The organism is Kiloniella sp., assembly GCF_048259265.1.
In the GTDB taxonomy this organism is placed as follows: domain Bacteria; phylum Pseudomonadota; class Alphaproteobacteria; order Kiloniellales; family Kiloniellaceae; genus Kiloniella.
In genome coordinates, this window is record NZ_JBLXHT010000004.1 from 266,484 (window position 1) to 283,835 (window position 17,352).

Here is a 17,352-nt window from a genome sequence, read left to right on the forward strand (position 1 = left end):
ACTTCTGCATGAAGATTAGGTTAAGTATTCTCAGATTAAGTATAATCCGGGAAGAAGCATGACCAACCTCACCTCTTTTGTTCGTTTCGCTTTTATTACGCTACTCTCTATATTCCTTCTCGCTTGCGAGGGAGGAAAAGAGTCAGATCTTATTTATGATAGTCCTTCTGATGAAAGATACGCCAAATATGGCGGGTCAATTCTTGGGGGCGATGGTGGTGTTAACCTTCTTGATCTGGGAAATAATAAACCCCAGGACGGTGGTGCTGGCGTTGGCGTAAACTCTTTTCTTTGGCGTGCCTCACTCGATACCATTGCTTTCATGCCCCTAACCTCTGCTGATCCTTTTGGCGGCGTGATTATCACGGACTGGTACAGCCCAGATGAAACAAAACCAGAGCGTTTTAAAGTTAATGTCTTCATTCTTGGCCGCGATCTACGCGCTGATGGTGTTCGTGCGTCTGTTTTTAAACAACAACGCGATGTCACAGGCAGCTGGATTGACGCCAAAGTAGATCCTAAAACGGGAACAGAGTTGGAAGATGCAATTCTAACACGTGCTCGCCAGTTAAGAATTGCTTCAAGTGAGTAACTTCTCTACCCAATTTACATAAATTGGATGAAACCGTATCAAGGCCACAGAAACTGAACACCCTTCATCTGTGGCCTTTTAATCTTATTACCATGGGCTTTATATATATATAAGCCATTTTAGCTAAGTCAGAATATTATGAACCGTTACAACGTCAAGGAAACCGAAACCAAGTGGCAAAAAGCCTGGGTTGAGAACAATTGCTTTTCTGTCGAAACAGATACAGACAAACCCAAGTATTATGTCTTGGAAATGTTCCCCTATCCTTCTGGCCGGATCCACATGGGCCACGTTCGGAACTATACAATTGGCGATGTAATCTCTCGATATAAAAAAGCCAAAGGGTTTAATGTTCTTCATCCCATGGGGTGGGACGCTTTTGGTCTTCCCGCAGAAAATGCCGCAATCGCCCGTGGAGTCCATCCAGGCAAATGGACCTACGAAAACATTGCCGCCATGCGTGAACAGCTCAAATCTATGGGTCTTTCCATCGATTGGGATCGCGAAATAGCCACCTGTCACCCCCAATATTACAAACATGAACAAAAAATGTTCCTGGACTTCCTAAAAGAGGGTCTGGTTGAGCGTAAGGAGTCTTGGGTAAACTGGGACCCAGTGGACCAGACAGTGCTCGCCAATGAGCAGGTTATCGACGGTAAGGGATGGCGTTCCGGTGCAGAAGTAGAAAAGCGCAAATTGAGCCAGTGGTTTTTTAAAATTACCGACTTTGCTGATGAGCTATTGGAAGGTCTGGAAACCCTAGATCGCTGGCCGGACAAAGTCCGCACTATGCAACACAACTGGATTGGCAAATCCGAAGGGGCACGCGTCTTTTTCAAGATCAAAGATTCTGATCAGGAGATTGAAGTTTACACCACACGCCCCGATACACTGTTCGGCGCATCTTTCTGTGCCATTTCCGCAAACCACCCCCTCGCCGATCAGCTTTCAACTAATAATTCAGAACTCAAAGCTTTTGTTGCTGAGTGCAACAAGATGGGGACGTCCGAAGAAGCTATCGAAAAAGCAGACAAAAAAGGGTTTGATACCGGTTTAAAAGTCATTCACCCTCTGGATTCTTCACTTGAGCTGCCTGTTTATGTCGCAAACTTTGTTCTTATGGATTATGGAACCGGCGCCGTATTTGGATGCCCTGCCCACGACCAGCGCGATCTGGACTTTGCCAGAAAATACAATCTGAACGTCACGCCTGTTGTCCTGCCAAAAGGCGAAGATCCGAACGCTTTTACTATTGAGAACGAAGCCTATACTGGCGAAGGAGCACTATTTAATTCTCAGTTCCTTGACGGTTTAGATATTAATACTGGCAAGAAAACAGTCATTAATCATCTGGAAGAGTTGGGCCACGGTAAAGGAACCACTCAGTTCCGCCTGAGAGATTGGGGTGTATCCCGTCAACGCTATTGGGGATCTCCTATTCCCATTATCTATTGTGAAGATTGCGGCGCTGTTCCTGAAAAGGAAGAAAATCTTCCTGTCGAGTTGCCTGAAGACGTAACCTTCGATAAACCCGGTAACCCCATTGCACACCATCCAACATGGAAACATACAAAGTGCCCTTGTTGTGGCAAAGCTGCTGTCAGAGAAACAGATACATTTGATACCTTTATGGAATCATCTTGGTATTTTGCACGTTTCTGTAGTCCCAGAGATGACAACGCCTTTAATCGCAAGGATGTCGATTATTGGCTCCCTGTTGATCAATATATCGGTGGTATTGAACACGCTGTTCTTCACCTTCTCTATTCAAGATTCTTCACACGCGGGCTTGAAAAATGTGGATACCTTACTGCGAAAGAACCTTTTAAAGGTCTTTTCACCCAAGGTATGATTTGCCATGAAACCTATCAAAACGATAAAGGTGAATGGCTTTCTCCGGAAGAGATTGAAAAAGATGATTCTGGGAATTTTGTTACTCTAGCTGGTAATACCGTAAACGTCGGTCCCTCAATCAAAATGAGTAAATCAAAGAAAAATACCATTGATCCAGCAGATATTATTGGTAGTTATGGGTCTGATACAGCAAGATTTTTTATGCTTTCAGACAGCCCCCCGGACCGCGATATGGAATGGACAGAATCCGGAATTGATGGGTCATGGCGCTTTACCCAACGTATGTGGCGTCTGATCACAACCGAGTTGAATAATCTTCCAAACGTCAACACGGAAAAACCAGATACATTCAATGATCGAGCTCTTGAACTGAGAAGAACTGTTCATAAATCCATTGCTGCTATAAGCGAGAACATTGAAAGCTTCCGCTTTAATGCTGCGGTAGCAAAAATATACGAATTAACCAATAGTATAGGTCAATTCAAAGCGAGCAAAGATGATGATTTTTGGGCATTACGTGAAGCTTTTGAAATACTCGTTCGTCTTGTTTCCCCAATGATGCCCCATATCTCCGAAGAGCTATGGAATCAACTTGGTCATAACGATCTTATCGTCAATGTTTCCTGGCCTGCTGCTGATGAAAGTTTAACAGTAGACGAAACCGTAAAGCTCCCTGTTCAGGTTAACGGTAAAGTCCGTGCAACAATTTCATTGTCGCTTGAAGCAACAGAAGGTGAAATTAAGCAAGCCGCACTAGCCGAAACTGGGGTACAAAGAGCAATTGATGGCAAAGATATTCGTAAAGTCATTATTGTCAAAAACCGAATTGTAAATATTGTTGTATAATCTGCTTTTAAGGCTTTGATAATGTCCATGTTTGCCAAAAAATTCAGTCTGTTTATTATCTTTATAGTCGGTCTTTTCAGCCTGTCAGCCTGTGGATTTCAACCCGTCTATAAAAAGAATACTGAAACCGGATATTCTTCGAACCAGGCCTTGCAGACGATAAGAATAAGCCCGCTTCCCGATCGCCCAGGGCAAATCCTTCACAACATGCTACGGGACAGAATGAACCCACTTGGGCAACCAAGAAAACCACTTTATGTCTTAAAAGCAATTATTGAAGAAACTGAAAAAAACCTAGCTGTTCGTCTGGATAATACGACTTCAAGAACAAATTTAACTATAGCAGTCAAATATTCACTCGTTAGTCTATCTAGTAATAATATCGTTTTTTCTTCCATAGCACGATCAACAAACAGCTTTGATAAGCTGGATGATCCCTACGCTAACCTTATAGCCGAGGACACTGCCCGTAGCCGTGTCTTACGGCAGGTAGCCGATGATATGACTTTACAGCTCGGTACCTACTTCAATAAGTTACAGTAAGTGCTTTGCATCGTTTTCTGAATAAGGCTCTGAGTAAGTGAAAATACCTGCTGCCAAAGCTGATAGTTTTTCCAAGTCTCCTGACAGCAATATAAAAGCCATCTTGGTTTATGGACCTGATGAGGGGTTGGTTTTAGAGCGAAGCCAGAATTTACTTCATACTGTCGTCGACGATGCTCAGGATCCTTTTCGCGTAGTCAACCTCGATAATGATGTTCTGAAAAAAGAACCTTCATTAATCAGTGATGAAGCAGCGGCAATATCTATGATGGGTGGTAGGCGCGTTATACGAATACGATCCGCTAGTGATGCGTTAGCTCAAACTTTTTCAGGTTATTTTTCTGATCCCGTTGGCGATGCCCTCATCATCCTTGAGGGCGGTGATTTACCAGGCAGATCCAAACTTAGAAAAGTTTTCGAAACAGAAAATCAAGCCGCAGCTATCGCCTGCTACAAAGATGATGAAAAAAGCCTTCCTAGCCTAATTCGTCAAACCATTGAAAATGAAGGGTTTTCTCTTTCAAACGACGCTCTCAGCTTCCTCGTTGTAAATCTTGGTACTGATCGACGATTAACGCGCCGAGAACTACAGAAATTATGTCTGTATAAAGGTATAAATTCCTCACCGATTTCTCTTGAAGATGCACAAGCTTGCATTGGTGACACCGCGACATTAACGCTGGATGATTTAGCACTTGCCGTCGGAACAGGAAATATACAAAAACTTGAAAAGACTTTGGTAAGAGCACACCAAGAAAATCAAAACGCAATTACCATTCTAAGAGCAGTCACCCGACATTTCCAGAGATTGCATTTAACAGCCGGTTTAGTCGCACAAGGTATCCCTATGGATAAAGCTGTCTCAACACTACGGCCACCTTTATTCTGGAAAGTTGCTGATCCTTTTAAAGCGCAAGCAAGAAAATGGTCCCCAACGGCATTGGCCAAGTCACTCAGTATGCTTTTAGATACGGAAGCCAACTGTAAAAAAACAGGGGCCCCGGCAGAAACACTTTGTGCAAGAACACTACTAGAAATAACAGCGAACGCCCCTACCCGCCGGCGTTCTTAAATAGCACATAGAGGGTTATGACTCGGAAGATTGGGTTAATCGGTGCAGAACATTATCAAGCTGTTCCAAGGTATCGTAAGCGATTTTAAGCGCACCACCCTGCCCATGGAAATCAATACTAACCTTTAGACCCAACATATTTGACAGATCGCGCTCTAACGCAAGAGTATCTGCATCCTTTTGCGAGCCTGAACTTGGTTTAATCTTTGACGTAGAAATTGGCTTTTTAACCTGAACCTGACCTTCATCAGGCTCACTAAGCTCTTTTTTCATCGCTTTAGCCAAGCGTTCCGTTTCCCGAACAGAAAGACCTTTTGAAGAAATTTCCTGAGCAAGTTCAACGGCGTCTTCAGCGCCAACAAGTGCACGAGCATGACCGGCACTCAAATCACCTTTTTCGACGAGATTCTGTACTTCTTCCGGAAGAGAAAGCAAACGAAGTATATTTGCAATATGGCTGCGACTTTTCCCGATAATTTTGGCAACATCGTCTTGTTTATGGCCAAATTCATCCATAAGACGACGGTAACTAGTTGCTTCTTCGATCGGCGTTAGATCCTGACGCTGAACATTTTCAATTATTGCAACTTGAAGAACTTCAGCATCATTCAGTTCACGTATTACAACGGGAATTTCATGTAACTGTGCCCTTTGAGAAGCCCGCCAACGACGTTCCCCCGCCACAATTTCATATTCTGATGAGAGCTCAGGATGACGACGTACCAAAATAGGCTGAAGCAAGCCTGATTGTTCAATAGAATCAGCAAGCGTGGCAAGCGCTTCTTCTTCAAAATGACGGCGGGGCTGTTTAGCATTAGGATGGATATGCTCTATCGGAACTTGTTTTGTTGAACGTACTTTATCCAAAGACGCATAGTCTTCTGTCTCATCTCCAAAAAGAGCAGCAAGACCGCGGCCTAAATTTTTCCGTTTATCCTGAGCTTCAGCCACCAAACGACCCTTTCAACTAAGCCTGTTATGTATTTTACCTAGAGGTTAATTTTATTTGGGTTATGACCCGTTTAATTATTATGCAACAGCCGGTTCGGTAATACGAACCTGTTCGTTCCGAAGAATTTCACCAGCCAACTTGATATAGGCCTGAGAGCCTGCACAAGCAACATCGTATAAAAGGACAGGCTTACCATGAGAAGGTGCCTCTGACACTCTGACATTACGCGGTATAACCGTATTGAACACCTTATCACCCAAGAAGGCCCGCACATCAGCAGCAACCATCTCACAAAGGTTGTTCCTTCTGTCATACATCGTAAGAACAACACCCTGAATTTGAAGACGACGATTAAGCCCGCGCTTCACACGATCAATTGTACGAAGAAGGTGAGATAACCCTTCTAAGGCATAAAACTCTGTTTGTAGAGGCACAAGAACGGCATCAGAAGCAACCAGAGCATTCAAGGTCAGCAAACCAAGTGCAGGTGGGCAATCAATCAGGATATAATCAAACTGATCCAAAAGGGGACCAATAGCATTCACCAGTTTAAATTCACGTTCTTTCAGGTTCACAAGCTCCAGTTCGGCACCTGAAAGTTCCACACCAGAAGAAATAACATGCATCCGGGGAACATCTGTTGATCTAACAGCACGCGTGATTGGCAACCCTTCGATCATAACCTGGTAAATGCTTTGTTGCCGCGCATCAGGTTCTACACCTAATCCAGTACTAGCATTCCCCTGAGGATCAAGATCAATAATCAGAACCTTTTTCTTACAAGCAGCTAAAGCTGTTGCTAGGTTAACGGTTGTTGTTGTTTTACCAACCCCACCCTTCTGATTTGCAATAGACCAAACCTTAGCTTCACGTTTCTTTATACTTGAAATTGAATCCATATCTTGTACTGACACGATCAATCCCCCCAAGTTATAGAAGTTTGAGGTTCAATATTGCTGCATCATCATCAGACAAAGAATTGTACCTCGACACCTTCATAGTCCACTTTTTCTCTGCTTCGGTCAATTCCTCATCTACATTTCGCCCCTTTAAAAGCAAAAATTCAGGATCTTTTTTCCCTTTTGAAGCTTTTAAAAAGGACTGAGAGAAATCTAAAATTTTAGAAAGTGGTGCAAAAGCGCGTGCTGTAAAAACATCAACAGCAAAGGGCTCAACCTTTTCAATACGATTATTATGAACAATTAACCCTGTACCTGTTTCACGTGAAACTTCACGCAAGAACATTGATTTCTTAAGATCAGATTCCATCGCATGAACTTCCCCTGCTCCCATTATAGCAAGAACAAGAGCTGGAAAACCTGCGCCACTTCCAAAATCAACAATTGTTTTTTTATGCTCTGTCTCAGAAAGATATTTAATAAGTTGAGCAGAATCTAAAAAATGGCGGATCCATAAATCAGGTAAGGTGTTTTTACTCACCAGATTGATAGCTTTATTCCATTTAATCAAAAGATCCGCATAGCATTTTAATTTATCCTCTGTTTCACGTGAAACAGAAATATGCTTTTTAAAAACTTCAATTCCAGTTTGATCAGGCAACATTATTTTTATCTAATCTTCTTACATATCTTAAAAGTGCAACCAGTGCAGCAGGTGTAACACCCGAGATACGCGATGCCGCTCCTAACGTATCAGGTTTTGATTGATTAAGTTTCTGAACAATCTCGTTAGACAGACTTGGCACAGATGCATAATCGAAAGTTTCTGGTAGCTTTAAACCTTCATCTTTCTTAAAAGCTCTGATATCAGCATCTTGGCGATCAATGTAACCTGCATAGCTGGCATCTATCTCTAGTTGCTCCACGATAACCGGATCAAATTGTGAAAGATCAGGCCATACTTTCGTTAAAACCTCTATCGTAACATCAGGGTAACGAAGTAGGTCAAAAATTGACCTTCTTTGCCCATCTTTATTTACATTGATATCAAAGGTAATCAACTCATTAGGTGTCGCAGAATGCTCTTTTGCAAAAGCTCTTGCTTTTGAAAGCGCTGACATCTTCTCATTAAATAGAGAAGCTCTGTCTTCTTTAATACATCCAATATCAAGCCCTATAGGTGTTAGGCGTTGATCAGCATTATCCGCCCGAAGCTTCAAACGATATTCTGCACGACTAGTGAACATTCGGTAAGGCTCTGTAACACCCAAAGTTACAAGATCATCAATCATAACCCCCATATAGGCATCAGCACGATCCAACACAAAATTCCTATCAGATCCTTGTGACTTCAATGCAGCATTTACACCAGCAATAAGACCTTGTGCCCCTGCCTCTTCATAACCAGTTGTCCCATTGATTTGACCCGCAAAGTAAAGTCCATGAACTTTCAACGTTTCAAGTGTCGGACGCAATTCACGCGGATCAACATAGTCATACTCAATTGCATAGCCATGTTGAAGTATTTTTGCTTTCTCAAGACCAGGAATAGTTTTCAGAAAATCTTCCTGAACATCTTCTGGAAGAGATGTAGATATACCATTTGGATAGACATTTACATCGTCCAGACCTTCTGGCTCTAGAAAAATTTGATGGCGATCTTTCTCTTTAAAGCGAACAACTTTATCTTCTATGGAAGGACAATACCGTGGGCCTTTACTTTCGATTTGGCCAGAATACATCGGAGACTGGTCAATATTGTCAGCAATAATATCGTGGGTATCGACATTGGTATAGGTTATATGACATGGAACCTGTTTTTGAGTAATTTCCTTTGTCATATAGGAAAATGGTTCTGGCGGCGTATCTCCAGGCTGAACAACCAAGTTACTATAATCAATTGTGCGTGTATCAAGTCGTGCTGGTGTGCCGGTTTTTAAACGACCCAGCTCAAAACCAAACCGAGATAGAGTTTTGGATAAACCTATGGCTGGTTCATCCCCTACCCGACCAGCGGGAATTTTCTTTTTACCAAGATGAATTAATCCGTTTAAAAATGTTCCTGTCGTCAAAACAACACCAGAAGAAAAGATCTTTTCTCCTGTAGCAGTAATGACACCGCAACAAATGTCATTTTCATCCAGAATAAGATCTTCAACGGGAGCTTCAAGAATTGTCAAATTTTTCTGATCATTCAATAGTTCTTGAATAGCTTCTTTATATATCTTTCGGTCAGCTTGAGCTCTCGGTCCACGTACAGCTGGGCCTTTACTTCTATTTAAAACACGAAACTGAATGCCACCTCGATCAATGGCTTTACCCATTAACCCATCAAGCGCATCAATTTCTCTTACTAGATGCCCTTTGCCAAGACCGCCTATCGCAGGGTTACAAGACATAACACCGATAGTCGATTTTTTATGGGTTACAAGAAGTGTAGCAACACCCATTCTGGCAGAAGCTGCAGCAGCTTCTGTTCCAGCGTGACCGCCCCCAACAACAATAACATCATAGTTTTTCATAGCTGATCGCTTTGCTATATTTTTTGAATTGTAAAAATATTTAGAACTAAGTTTAAGGTTATTTGCCCAAAGCGTCTTTAATCTTTTTATCCGTATTATATTGGCTCAATGCGTAAACAGACCAAATCGCTGCCACGGGCCACCCAATAAAAGTGATCTGTAAAATGAGACAAATGATTCCAGCAAAGGGTCTTCCAATTGTGAAAAATTGAAACCATGGAATAAGCAAAGCCAATAATAAACGCATTATCTTCCCTCTTAATAAGATTCTTAAAACTTTTCGGTGAATTTGTCATAAGTGAGTTCACTGAAGTGAATTTACCCTCAACTTAATTTTCAGCCATATTCATAACTATATGGTCTGTTTCACGTGAAACATCGTTCACTAAACGCTTTACCTATGTAAGCTAAATTAGTTTATTTTCCAATGCAAAAATCACGGAAAATAACATCTAATAACTCTTCTACGTCAACTTTTCCAGTAATTCGTCCTAGATAACGTGTCGAAAGACGTAAATCTTCAGCACAAAGTTCTGGCAAATCAGTCTCAAGAGATCTACCTAATGAATCTAAACATTCAAGCAAAGCTGACCTATGCCGCTGTCTCGTAATACCGGATGAACTTCCAGACTGTCCTATATTAGAAACTACCCATGAATTAAGCTTTTCCAATAAAATATCTAAACCATCGCTAGATTTAGTCGATATTTTAGTTATATCAAACCCAGAAACGGAAGAAGGGATAGTTTGATCAGCTTGATTTATATCGTTTTTGTTAAGCGCAACAAAACTATTCTCACTATTCAATAATTTTAAAGTTTCAGTATCAAAATTATCTCTATCGGCAATATCAAAAACAGCCAGACATAGATCAGCGGATTCAGCGTTCTGTTTGGCTCTTCTTATCCCTTCGAGCTCAATTCCATCTGTCGTATTTTCTTCTATTTCTCTCAGACCAGCCGTATCGGAAACAATAACGGGATAACCAGATAGATCCAAATGTACTTCTATTATATCTCTCGTTGTCCCAGCGACGTCAGAAACAATGGCGACTTCCCGTCGTGCCAAAGCATTCAGCAATGAAGATTTACCAGCATTTGGAGGTCCAACAATTGCTATCTTAATGCCGTTCCGTAAGCGTTCACCGCGATGATTATCGGACAGATGATGTTTAATATCTTTTATTAACTGCTCTATATTGTGTTTTACTTGAGCTGAAATTCCTTCTTCCAGCTCTTCATCTGGGAAATCAATTTCAGCTTCCAAATAGGCAAGCATCCGGACCAGACGATCACGCCATCCTTCCACCAGCTTAGAAAGTTCCCCATCCATTTGACGAATGGCTTGTTTTCTTTGAGCTTCAGTCTCTGCTGCGATGAGATCAGACAGTCCCTCTACTTCAGTTAAGTCGAGTTTGTCATTATCAAATGCGCGACGTGTAAATTCACCGGCTTCAGCTGGACGAAAATCAGGTAATTTTGCCAAAGCTTCGATCGTGCCATCAACTACAGCACGACCACCATGAAGGTGTAGCTCGACAACATCTTCCCCCGTAAAACTACTGGGACCAGGAAACCAAAGAGCTAAACACCGATCCAGTTCAGCTTTATCTTCCGGATTAAACAATTTTATAAGAGCAGCAACACGAGGTTCAGGAAAAGAAGATGACATCTTTTCTAAAACAAGTTTGGCTGTGCTACCCGATATTCTAATCACAGCAACACCCGCCTGTCCCGGCGCAGTAGATAGGGCAAAAATTGTTTCGGAAGCCATCTTGTCTAAACCAATAATAGTTTCATGCTCAATCGTAGGGAATTGCACATTAGCCGCAGAAAATCAGCAGGTCAAAACCCTTTATAACATAGCAGAACTGCAGAAGTTCTATGATCCCGAAAGTATAATCCCGCGACAATAATTATTAAGAAGGAAAAGAAGAAGAGTTACTTAGACGGTTTTTTTGAACTATCTTGTGAAAATTGGGACCAAAACATCTTTTGCATTTGATCAAACCCTTGCATTGAAGCTGGCATCCAAGTTTTCATTAACGTCTCAGAGTCACTAGCTTGAATAGTCTCAAGCATTTTTTTTCTAACTTCTTCTATTGCTTCTTTTTGAAGTTCAGAAACATCGGGAAGACCCAAAAACTGCCGCGCTTCTTCCGGTGTACAATCTATATCAAAAGTGATTTTCATGGTTATTTCCCGCAATTCAATTAAAGCTGTTTCAAATACCATACCTTAGTTACAGAAAATTAATTAGAAATTTTTAGATCAGCTTTTGTTTCACGGGAAACATTACTCAAACGAAATAATTTTACTTCCAGTTCTCACTCAAACTAGTCAAAGGTTCCCTGGAAAATACCCAACACACAAACTTACGCATTACATTGAGCATCGGCGTATATATCATCCAAATTGTAACCATAATGGCCAAGAAGATGCCTCCGATAGCAACATCACCGAACCAGTGCCCTCCCCCAACCAGTCTAGGGCTAGCATTAATCAGGGCAAAAACACTCACAAGAATTCCATAGGAAATCCCAAGATATCGCCACATGAATATAACAGATATAAAAGAAATAGCGGCATGATCACTCGGGAACGATTTTCTTGTCCCTGTTTTAACTTCTATCCAGGAAACAAGATCATTTATATTAATAAAAGGTGTAAGAACTTGTGACGGACTTTGATGGTAATAAAGCTCAAACCCCCGGGAAATTATTATCATTGTTATTACAACGGCAATAACTAAAAGAAAAATTCTGGCAAGACGTTCTTGAAAAGAATTTTCCCTATTCAATAAAACATACCAAAGGCAAAGAGATCCTAGGAATAGGCCACTTAAATTATCAAATATTTTACTATTAGTGAACGCCCAATAGTTGTTCCAAATCGTCCGCCCTTCTTGTAAAGAACCATTTAAATAGAAAAAAATCTGTTCGTCCCAAGGCGTTTTAAAACCACTATCAATAAAAAAATATATAACCAATCCAACAATCATATTCCCAAGAATTAACTTCTTGAAGTTCCATAATGACAGATTTTGATCAGAGTTATTCACTATCGTGCCCTTAATTCTTTTAGCTGTAGGTATTCCTTACCCAACAACACCAAATTTGCTGTTACAATATCTTGAACCGACAAAAAAGGTTATCGTGTATCACACGTTTTCCTAATCTTATTACAAGCATCTGACAACCAGGAACTTCTATGTATCACTTAACCTTTACCTCGCCACAAGGCTATTTGGATGTTGCTGAAGAAGATAACAAAATTGTCCGCCTGCAATGGATTAATGATAAAGAACATTATGAACAAAGCCCTACACCCTTGCTTCTAAAATGTAAAAAACAAATGGAGCAATATTTTGCTGGAAAAAGAAATAACTTTGATGATATTCCGCTAGCTCCCCAAGGGACAAACTTTCAAAAAAATGTATGGAACGCCTTATATAAAATTCCTTATGGGAAAGTGAAAACCTATGGGGACATTGCCCATGAAGTTGAATCAGTTGCTCGGGCTGTGGGTGGTGCCTGTGGCGCAAACCCTATCCCTATCATTATTCCGTGTCATCGGGTCATCGCAGGAAACCAAGTTCTTGGCGGTTTTTCCGGGGGTGAAGGCGGAAAGTCTAAAAAAGAACTCTTATTTCTCGAAGGTTATAAAGTTTTTGAAGAAAATCAACCAAGTCTTCCCGGACTTTAAATAATGTTTAAATATTCCAGAAAATAGGCCTTTAATAATAACAAATACAGGTGAGCTATGAATAAAGGTATTAAATTTTATGAATATGGCGGACCAGAAGTCCTCCATTATGAAGACATTGAAATTGGTAAGCCTAGCAAAGGCGAAATAAGGTTAAAGCAAACAGCTATCGGTCTAAACTTTATTGATGTCTATCACAGGACAGGCCTCTATCCCCAACCGTCACTTCCTTCGGGCATAGGTTTAGAGGCTGCTGGCATTATCGAAGATGTTGGACCTGGTGTAACAGACCTCCATGTTGGGGACAGGGTCGCCTATGGCACGGGACCAATAGGCTCATATGCGGAACACAGAATAATTCCTGCAGATAAAGTTATTCTTATCCCTGAGAGAATTTCTGATGAAGAAGCTGCCTCAGTAATGTTGCAAGGAATGACAACCGAGTATCTCATTAGACGCACCTATTGTGTAGAACCTGGTGATTTTGTTCTTTTTCATGCCGCTGCTGGCGGTGTTGGATCTTTGGCCATTCAATGGCTCAATTCTCTGGGCGCAACTGTAATTGGTACTGTCGGATCTGAAGAAAAGGCAGAAATAGCCAAAGCAAAAGGCTGTCATCACCCCATTAATTATAAGACTGAAAACTTTGTCGACGGTGTAAAAGATATTACGAATGGCAAGGGCGTAAACGTTGTTTATGATTCTGTTGGTAAAGACACCTTTGAGGGATCCCTAGACTGTCTAAAGGTTCGTGGCACCATGGTAACCTTTGGGAATGCATCTGGCCCCGTCCCTGCTATAGAACCACTTATTCTTAATGCAAAGGGTGGAATTTATCTTACACGCCCAAGTTTGGCGCACTATTGCGGAACTCATGATGACATGGTGGCTTCAGCAAATGCTTTGTTTCAGGCAATTTCTTCTGGTGCAATCCAGATTGATGTCAACCAAAGCTATGCGTTGTACGACGCCCGCAAGGCCCATGAAGATCTAGAAGCAAGAAAAACAATAGGATCTACTATTCTTGTCCCAGAACACTAGGATAACGCTGAAACCAAGTAGAAATAAAAAAGGGCTGCCAGAAAAATTGGCAGCCCTTTTTCTTGTTCACGAAACCAATTATTGATTCATTGAATCAAAGAATTCGTCATTATTTTTGGATGTTTTTAGCTTATCAACCAAGAACTCAACAGAATCTGTCACACCCATTGGTGTAAGAATACGGCGAAGAACCCACATCTTACTAAGGGTTGCTTTATCGACCAGTAACTCTTCCTTACGCGTACCGGATTTACTGATATCAATCGCAGGATAGGTACGTTTATCAGAAAGTTTGCGGTCCAGAACGATTTCAGAGTTACCTGTACCTTTAAACTCTTCAAAGATCACTTCGTCCATACGGCTACCAGTATCAATAAGAGCCGTAGAGATGATCGTCAGGCTGCCGCCTTCTTCTATGTTACGTGCAGCACCAAAGAAACGTTTAGGGCGCTGTAGAGCGTTCGCATCGACACCACCAGTCAAAACTTTACCAGAACTAGGAACAACAGTGTTGTAGGCACGGGCAAGACGCGTAATAGAATCAAGAAGGATAACAACATCTTTTTTATGTTCTACCAACCGTTTTGCTTTTTCCAGAACCATTTCAGTTACCTGAACATGGCGATGAGCAGGTTCATCAAATGTAGAACTAACCACCTCACCTTTCACAGAACGGGCCATGTCTGTGACTTCTTCTGGACGTTCATCAATAAGAAGAACAATCAGGAATACTTCAGGATGATTTGCCACGATCGACTGCGCAATATTCTGCATCAAGACGGTTTTACCCGTTCTTGGCGGCGCTACGATCAATGCACGCTGACCTTTACCCAGTGGAGTCACCAGGTCGATCACGCGGGTCGTCATATCTTTTTTTGTTGGATCATCAAGCTCAAGCTTGAGTTTTTCATCCGGATAAAGCGGTGTCAGGTTATCAAAATTGATCCTGTGACGCGAAGATTCCGGCTGATCAAAATTAATTTGATTAACTTTTAACAGGGCAAAATAGCGTTCGCCATCTTTCGGTGCACGAATTTGGCCCTCGACAGTATCACCCGTTCTTAAACCAAATCGTCTTACCTGACTTGGGCTGACATAGATATCATCAGGTCCTGGCAGATAGTTTGATTCCGGTGCACGGAGAAAACCAAATCCATCTTGTAAAATTTCCAAAACGCCCGAGCCAAAAATAGGCACATCGTTCTCAGCCATTTGTTTGAGGATGGCGAACATCATGTCCTGCTTACGCAGGGTGCTGGCGTTCTCTACTTCAAGTTCCTCTGCAAGCTTTAGAAGCTCTGCGGGACTTTTTACTTTGAGATCTTGTAAGTTCATATGATGGAAAATTTTGGTTCAGTTAAAAAATGAACGAGATGATAAGGATGCAACATACAAGTTAAGATTTATAAAAGGCTTCGTCATTATTTCGACGATCCCCAAAGACCTGATATCTGTTGCAATGTAAATCGGAGTAACGGGCTGTTGATGTTGGCCCACGTTTGCTAGCGGGGTGAATTATAGTACCTCAAAAAGGAAGTCAAGTAAAAGAATTCTCTGTAAAACTTAAAATTGCGCTTAAAATGGCTTCACAACGACCAAAATCACGATCAAAATCATTAAAATTGTCGGAATTTCATTGGCATAACGATAAAAGCGCTCACTACGAGTATTTTTATCAGCTTGGAAGGCTTTCATCCATTTACCAGCGATTTCATGAAAAATGGTCAAAGCAATCAATAGCGTAAATTTGCCATGAAACCACCCATCAGTATGAGCCTCAATATTTAAAACCAGCAATATACCAAAAATCCAACTGGCCATCATTGCCGGATTCATAATAAAGCGAAATAACTTTCGCTCCATTATTTTAAAAATCTCGGACCGTTCTGAACCAACAGGAACTTGGGTATGATACACAAAAATGCGTGGAAGATAAAATAAACCTGCCATCCAGGAGATAACTGACATAATATGCAGAGCTTTTATCCAAAGATAGCCATCGCCTAAAAATCCACCCATATTTCAGATATTTCCTGTTTAAAATCAGCCCCTGACGAGCGTTAACATTTTTTCGACGTTCTCGATTGGTGTTTGCGGCACAATGCCATGACCAAGATTAAAAATAAAGGGTCCACCGCTGAGATCGCTCATAATGGTTTCAATAGATTTTTCCAGTATTTCACCACCAGCAACAAGGACGAGCGGATCTAGGTTTCCTTGGACAGTTACGTGAGATTGGATGTTATCTCTGGCCCAAGATGTCGATAAAGTTGTGTCCAGTCCCAAGGCATCAGCTCCGCTTTCTTTTGCAAAAACGGGATAATTATTTCCTACACCCTTTGGAAAGAGAATAACTGGTACGTTGGGGTAAACTGATTTGATTCCAGCTATAATCTGTTTACAAGGTTCCAAACACCAACGTCGTAAAGCAAATTCCGGCCATACACCGGCCCAGGAATCAAAAATTTGTACCGTTTCAGCCCCGCTTTCAATTTGTTTAATTAGATATCTGGTTGTTGCTTCCACTACTAAGCTGATTATTCGATCAAACTCTTTTGGTTTGGAATAAGCCCAGGTTTTTGCTTTCGCATAATCTTTGGAAGATCCACCTTCGATCATATAACTGGCGACTGTCCAAGGGGCTCCGGCAAAGCCGATTAAGGTTGTTTCTTTTGGAAGTTCTTCTTTCAAACGACCAAGGGTTTCATACATTGGTGCTAAGATTTTATGAAGATTATCCATATTAAGTTTTGATAGATCTTCGATGGAATTTAAGGGTTCTAGTTTTGGTCCTACACCTTCTTCAAACCACACTTTTTGGCCTAGTGCATGGGGAATGACCAAAATATCACTAAACATAATTGAAGCATCAAATCCAAATCTACGAATAGGTTGAAGTGTTACTTCTACAGCGAGATCTGGGGTATAACAAAGATCTAGAAAACCGTTCGCTGATGCTCTTGTTTTTCTATATTCAGGTAAAAAACGGCCCGCTTGTCTCATTAGCCAGATAGGTGTGCGTTCAGTTTTTTCGCCCTTAAGAGCGCGTATCATGAGTTTGTTTTCGGTTTTCACGGTCTCTTTGAACCTCGCGTTAGAAGTTATCTCTATTAATATACTAAGTAATAGTAATTATTTGTTGTTGTTGTAGATCCCTGTGAATCACGAGGATTAGTCAGTTATTCATAACTTGTCCTCAAGCTTCAAGTCTTCAATTTAAATTTTTCGTGATTTCTGTGTGTTCTGTGTATTTCATCGTGGATTGAAAATTGGGACTCGTTAACGAATCTCGGAGTCCTATTTTTTCCTTAATAACCTTAATTATGG

Annotated in this window: 17 protein-coding genes; 6 read left to right on the forward strand and 11 right to left on the reverse strand. The window is 41.3% G+C overall.

The genetic code is table 11. The features are described 5' to 3' along the window. Positions 1-58: 58 nt before the first annotated feature. The 4 genes from ACN0QW_RS09430 to holA all read left to right on the forward strand — a co-directional run bounded on the left by ACN0QW_RS09430 (position 59) and on the right by holA (position 4,907). Positions 59-592, forward strand: coding sequence for a DUF3576 domain-containing protein (locus ACN0QW_RS09430; RefSeq protein ID WP_417430871.1), 534 nt, complete (start codon positions 59-61; stop codon positions 590-592). Between the two features lie 138 nt (positions 593-730). Beyond that, the gene (gene leuS, locus ACN0QW_RS09435) at positions 731-3,292 is read left to right on the forward strand and encodes a leucine--tRNA ligase (protein WP_417430873.1); all 2,562 of its coding nucleotides are present in this window, start codon (positions 731-733) and stop codon (positions 3,290-3,292) included. 21 nt (positions 3,293-3,313) lie between these two features. Then, positions 3,314-3,835: an LPS assembly lipoprotein LptE gene (gene lptE / locus ACN0QW_RS09440; protein WP_417430875.1), complete on the forward strand. Its 522-nt coding sequence runs from the start codon at positions 3,314-3,316 to the stop codon at positions 3,833-3,835. Positions 3,836-3,872: 37 nt separating this feature from the next. After that, complete coding sequence (holA, locus tag ACN0QW_RS09445) at positions 3,873-4,907, forward strand: DNA polymerase III subunit delta (RefSeq protein WP_417430877.1); 1,035 nt, start codon at positions 3,873-3,875, stop codon at positions 4,905-4,907. Positions 4,908-4,922: 15 nt separating this feature from the next. Here the strand turns inward: holA and ACN0QW_RS09450 are convergent, their stop codons facing one another. The 8 genes from ACN0QW_RS09450 to ACN0QW_RS09485 all read right to left on the reverse strand — a co-directional run bounded on the left by ACN0QW_RS09450 (position 4,923) and on the right by ACN0QW_RS09485 (position 12,280). Next, entirely contained in the window at positions 4,923-5,858 is a 936-nt protein-coding gene (locus tag ACN0QW_RS09450) for a ParB/RepB/Spo0J family partition protein (RefSeq protein WP_417430879.1), read from the reverse strand. 78 nt (positions 5,859-5,936) lie between these two features. Beyond that, the gene (locus tag ACN0QW_RS09455; RefSeq protein ID WP_417430949.1) at positions 5,937-6,758 is read right to left on the reverse strand and encodes a ParA family protein; all 822 of its coding nucleotides are present in this window, start codon (positions 6,756-6,758) and stop codon (positions 5,937-5,939) included. 31 nt (positions 6,759-6,789) lie between these two features. Next, positions 6,790-7,422: a 16S rRNA (guanine(527)-N(7))-methyltransferase RsmG gene (gene rsmG, locus ACN0QW_RS09460; protein WP_417430880.1), complete on the reverse strand. Its 633-nt coding sequence runs from the start codon at positions 7,420-7,422 to the stop codon at positions 6,790-6,792. Continuing rightward, on the reverse strand, positions 7,412-9,280 hold the full coding sequence (gene mnmG / locus ACN0QW_RS09465; protein ID WP_417430882.1) for a tRNA uridine-5-carboxymethylaminomethyl(34) synthesis enzyme MnmG: 1,869 nt from the start codon (positions 9,278-9,280) through the stop codon (positions 7,412-7,414). The genes rsmG and mnmG overlap by 11 nt, the downstream gene beginning before the upstream one ends. A gap of 58 nt (positions 9,281-9,338) precedes the next feature. Then, a complete protein-coding gene (locus ACN0QW_RS09470; protein WP_417430884.1) occupies positions 9,339-9,527 on the reverse strand; it encodes a YqaE/Pmp3 family membrane protein in 189 nt (62 codons plus the stop codon). 170 nt (positions 9,528-9,697) lie between these two features. Next, positions 9,698-11,053, reverse strand: coding sequence for a tRNA uridine-5-carboxymethylaminomethyl(34) synthesis GTPase MnmE (mnmE, locus tag ACN0QW_RS09475; protein WP_417430886.1), 1,356 nt, complete (start codon positions 11,051-11,053; stop codon positions 9,698-9,700). Between the two features lie 167 nt (positions 11,054-11,220). Beyond that, positions 11,221-11,472 carry a DUF6489 family protein gene (locus ACN0QW_RS09480; protein ID WP_417430888.1) on the reverse strand — a complete coding sequence of 84 codons (252 nt, stop codon included), beginning with the start codon at positions 11,470-11,472 and terminating at the stop codon, positions 11,221-11,223. Positions 11,473-11,593: 121 nt separating this feature from the next. Further along, positions 11,594-12,280: a phosphatase PAP2 family protein gene (locus tag ACN0QW_RS09485; protein ID WP_417430890.1), complete on the reverse strand. Its 687-nt coding sequence runs from the start codon at positions 12,278-12,280 to the stop codon at positions 11,594-11,596. Between the two features lie 209 nt (positions 12,281-12,489). Here ACN0QW_RS09485 and ACN0QW_RS09490 point away from each other — a divergent pair, with 209 nt between their 5' ends. Next, the gene (locus tag ACN0QW_RS09490) at positions 12,490-12,984 is read left to right on the forward strand and encodes a methylated-DNA--[protein]-cysteine S-methyltransferase (RefSeq protein ID WP_417430892.1); all 495 of its coding nucleotides are present in this window, start codon (positions 12,490-12,492) and stop codon (positions 12,982-12,984) included. A 57-nt stretch (positions 12,985-13,041) separates the two neighbouring features. After that, complete coding sequence (locus ACN0QW_RS09495) at positions 13,042-14,025, forward strand: quinone oxidoreductase family protein (RefSeq protein WP_417430894.1); 984 nt, start codon at positions 13,042-13,044, stop codon at positions 14,023-14,025. Between the two features lie 78 nt (positions 14,026-14,103). Here the strand turns inward: ACN0QW_RS09495 and rho are convergent, their stop codons facing one another. From rho to hemE, 3 genes are all read right to left on the reverse strand, one after another. Beyond that, positions 14,104-15,360: a transcription termination factor Rho gene (gene rho / locus ACN0QW_RS09500; protein ID WP_047764081.1), complete on the reverse strand. Its 1,257-nt coding sequence runs from the start codon at positions 15,358-15,360 to the stop codon at positions 14,104-14,106. A gap of 240 nt (positions 15,361-15,600) precedes the next feature. Then, the gene (gene hemJ / locus ACN0QW_RS09505; RefSeq protein ID WP_417430897.1) at positions 15,601-16,044 is read right to left on the reverse strand and encodes a protoporphyrinogen oxidase HemJ; all 444 of its coding nucleotides are present in this window, start codon (positions 16,042-16,044) and stop codon (positions 15,601-15,603) included. A gap of 24 nt (positions 16,045-16,068) precedes the next feature. Then, a complete protein-coding gene (gene hemE / locus ACN0QW_RS09510) occupies positions 16,069-17,100 on the reverse strand; it encodes a uroporphyrinogen decarboxylase (RefSeq protein ID WP_417430899.1) in 1,032 nt (343 codons plus the stop codon). Between the last annotated feature and the right edge of the window lie 252 nt (positions 17,101-17,352).

Bases quoted from the DNA above. Each gene is read 5' to 3' on its own strand.
- ACN0QW_RS09495 (WP_417430894.1), top strand. From the start codon at position 13,042: ATGAATAAAGGTATTAAATTTTATGAATATGGCGGACCAGAAGTCCTC.
- lptE (WP_417430875.1), top strand. From the start codon at position 3,314: ATGTCCATGTTTGCCAAAAAATTCAGTCTGTTTATTATCTTTATAGTC.
- mnmE (WP_417430886.1), bottom strand. From the start codon at position 11,053: ATGGCTTCCGAAACAATTTTTGCCCTATCTACTGCGCCGGGACAGGCG.
- hemJ (WP_417430897.1), bottom strand. From the start codon at position 16,044: ATGGGTGGATTTTTAGGCGATGGCTATCTTTGGATAAAAGCTCTGCAT.
- leuS (WP_417430873.1), top strand. From the start codon at position 731: ATGAACCGTTACAACGTCAAGGAAACCGAAACCAAGTGGCAAAAAGCC.
- ACN0QW_RS09490 (WP_417430892.1), top strand. From the start codon at position 12,490: ATGTATCACTTAACCTTTACCTCGCCACAAGGCTATTTGGATGTTGCT.
- mnmG (WP_417430882.1), bottom strand. From the start codon at position 9,280: ATGAAAAACTATGATGTTATTGTTGTTGGGGGCGGTCACGCTGGAACA.
- ACN0QW_RS09455 (WP_417430949.1), bottom strand. From the start codon at position 6,758: ATGGATTCAATTTCAAGTATAAAGAAACGTGAAGCTAAGGTTTGGTCT.
- rsmG (WP_417430880.1), bottom strand. From the start codon at position 7,422: ATGTTGCCTGATCAAACTGGAATTGAAGTTTTTAAAAAGCATATTTCT.
- rho (WP_047764081.1), bottom strand. From the start codon at position 15,360: ATGAACTTACAAGATCTCAAAGTAAAAAGTCCCGCAGAGCTTCTAAAG.
- ACN0QW_RS09470 (WP_417430884.1), bottom strand. From the start codon at position 9,527: ATGCGTTTATTATTGGCTTTGCTTATTCCATGGTTTCAATTTTTCACA.
- ACN0QW_RS09430 (WP_417430871.1), top strand. From the start codon at position 59: ATGACCAACCTCACCTCTTTTGTTCGTTTCGCTTTTATTACGCTACTC.
- ACN0QW_RS09480 (WP_417430888.1), bottom strand. From the start codon at position 11,472: ATGAAAATCACTTTTGATATAGATTGTACACCGGAAGAAGCGCGGCAG.
- ACN0QW_RS09485 (WP_417430890.1), bottom strand. From the start codon at position 12,280: ATGATTGTTGGATTGGTTATATATTTTTTTATTGATAGTGGTTTTAAA.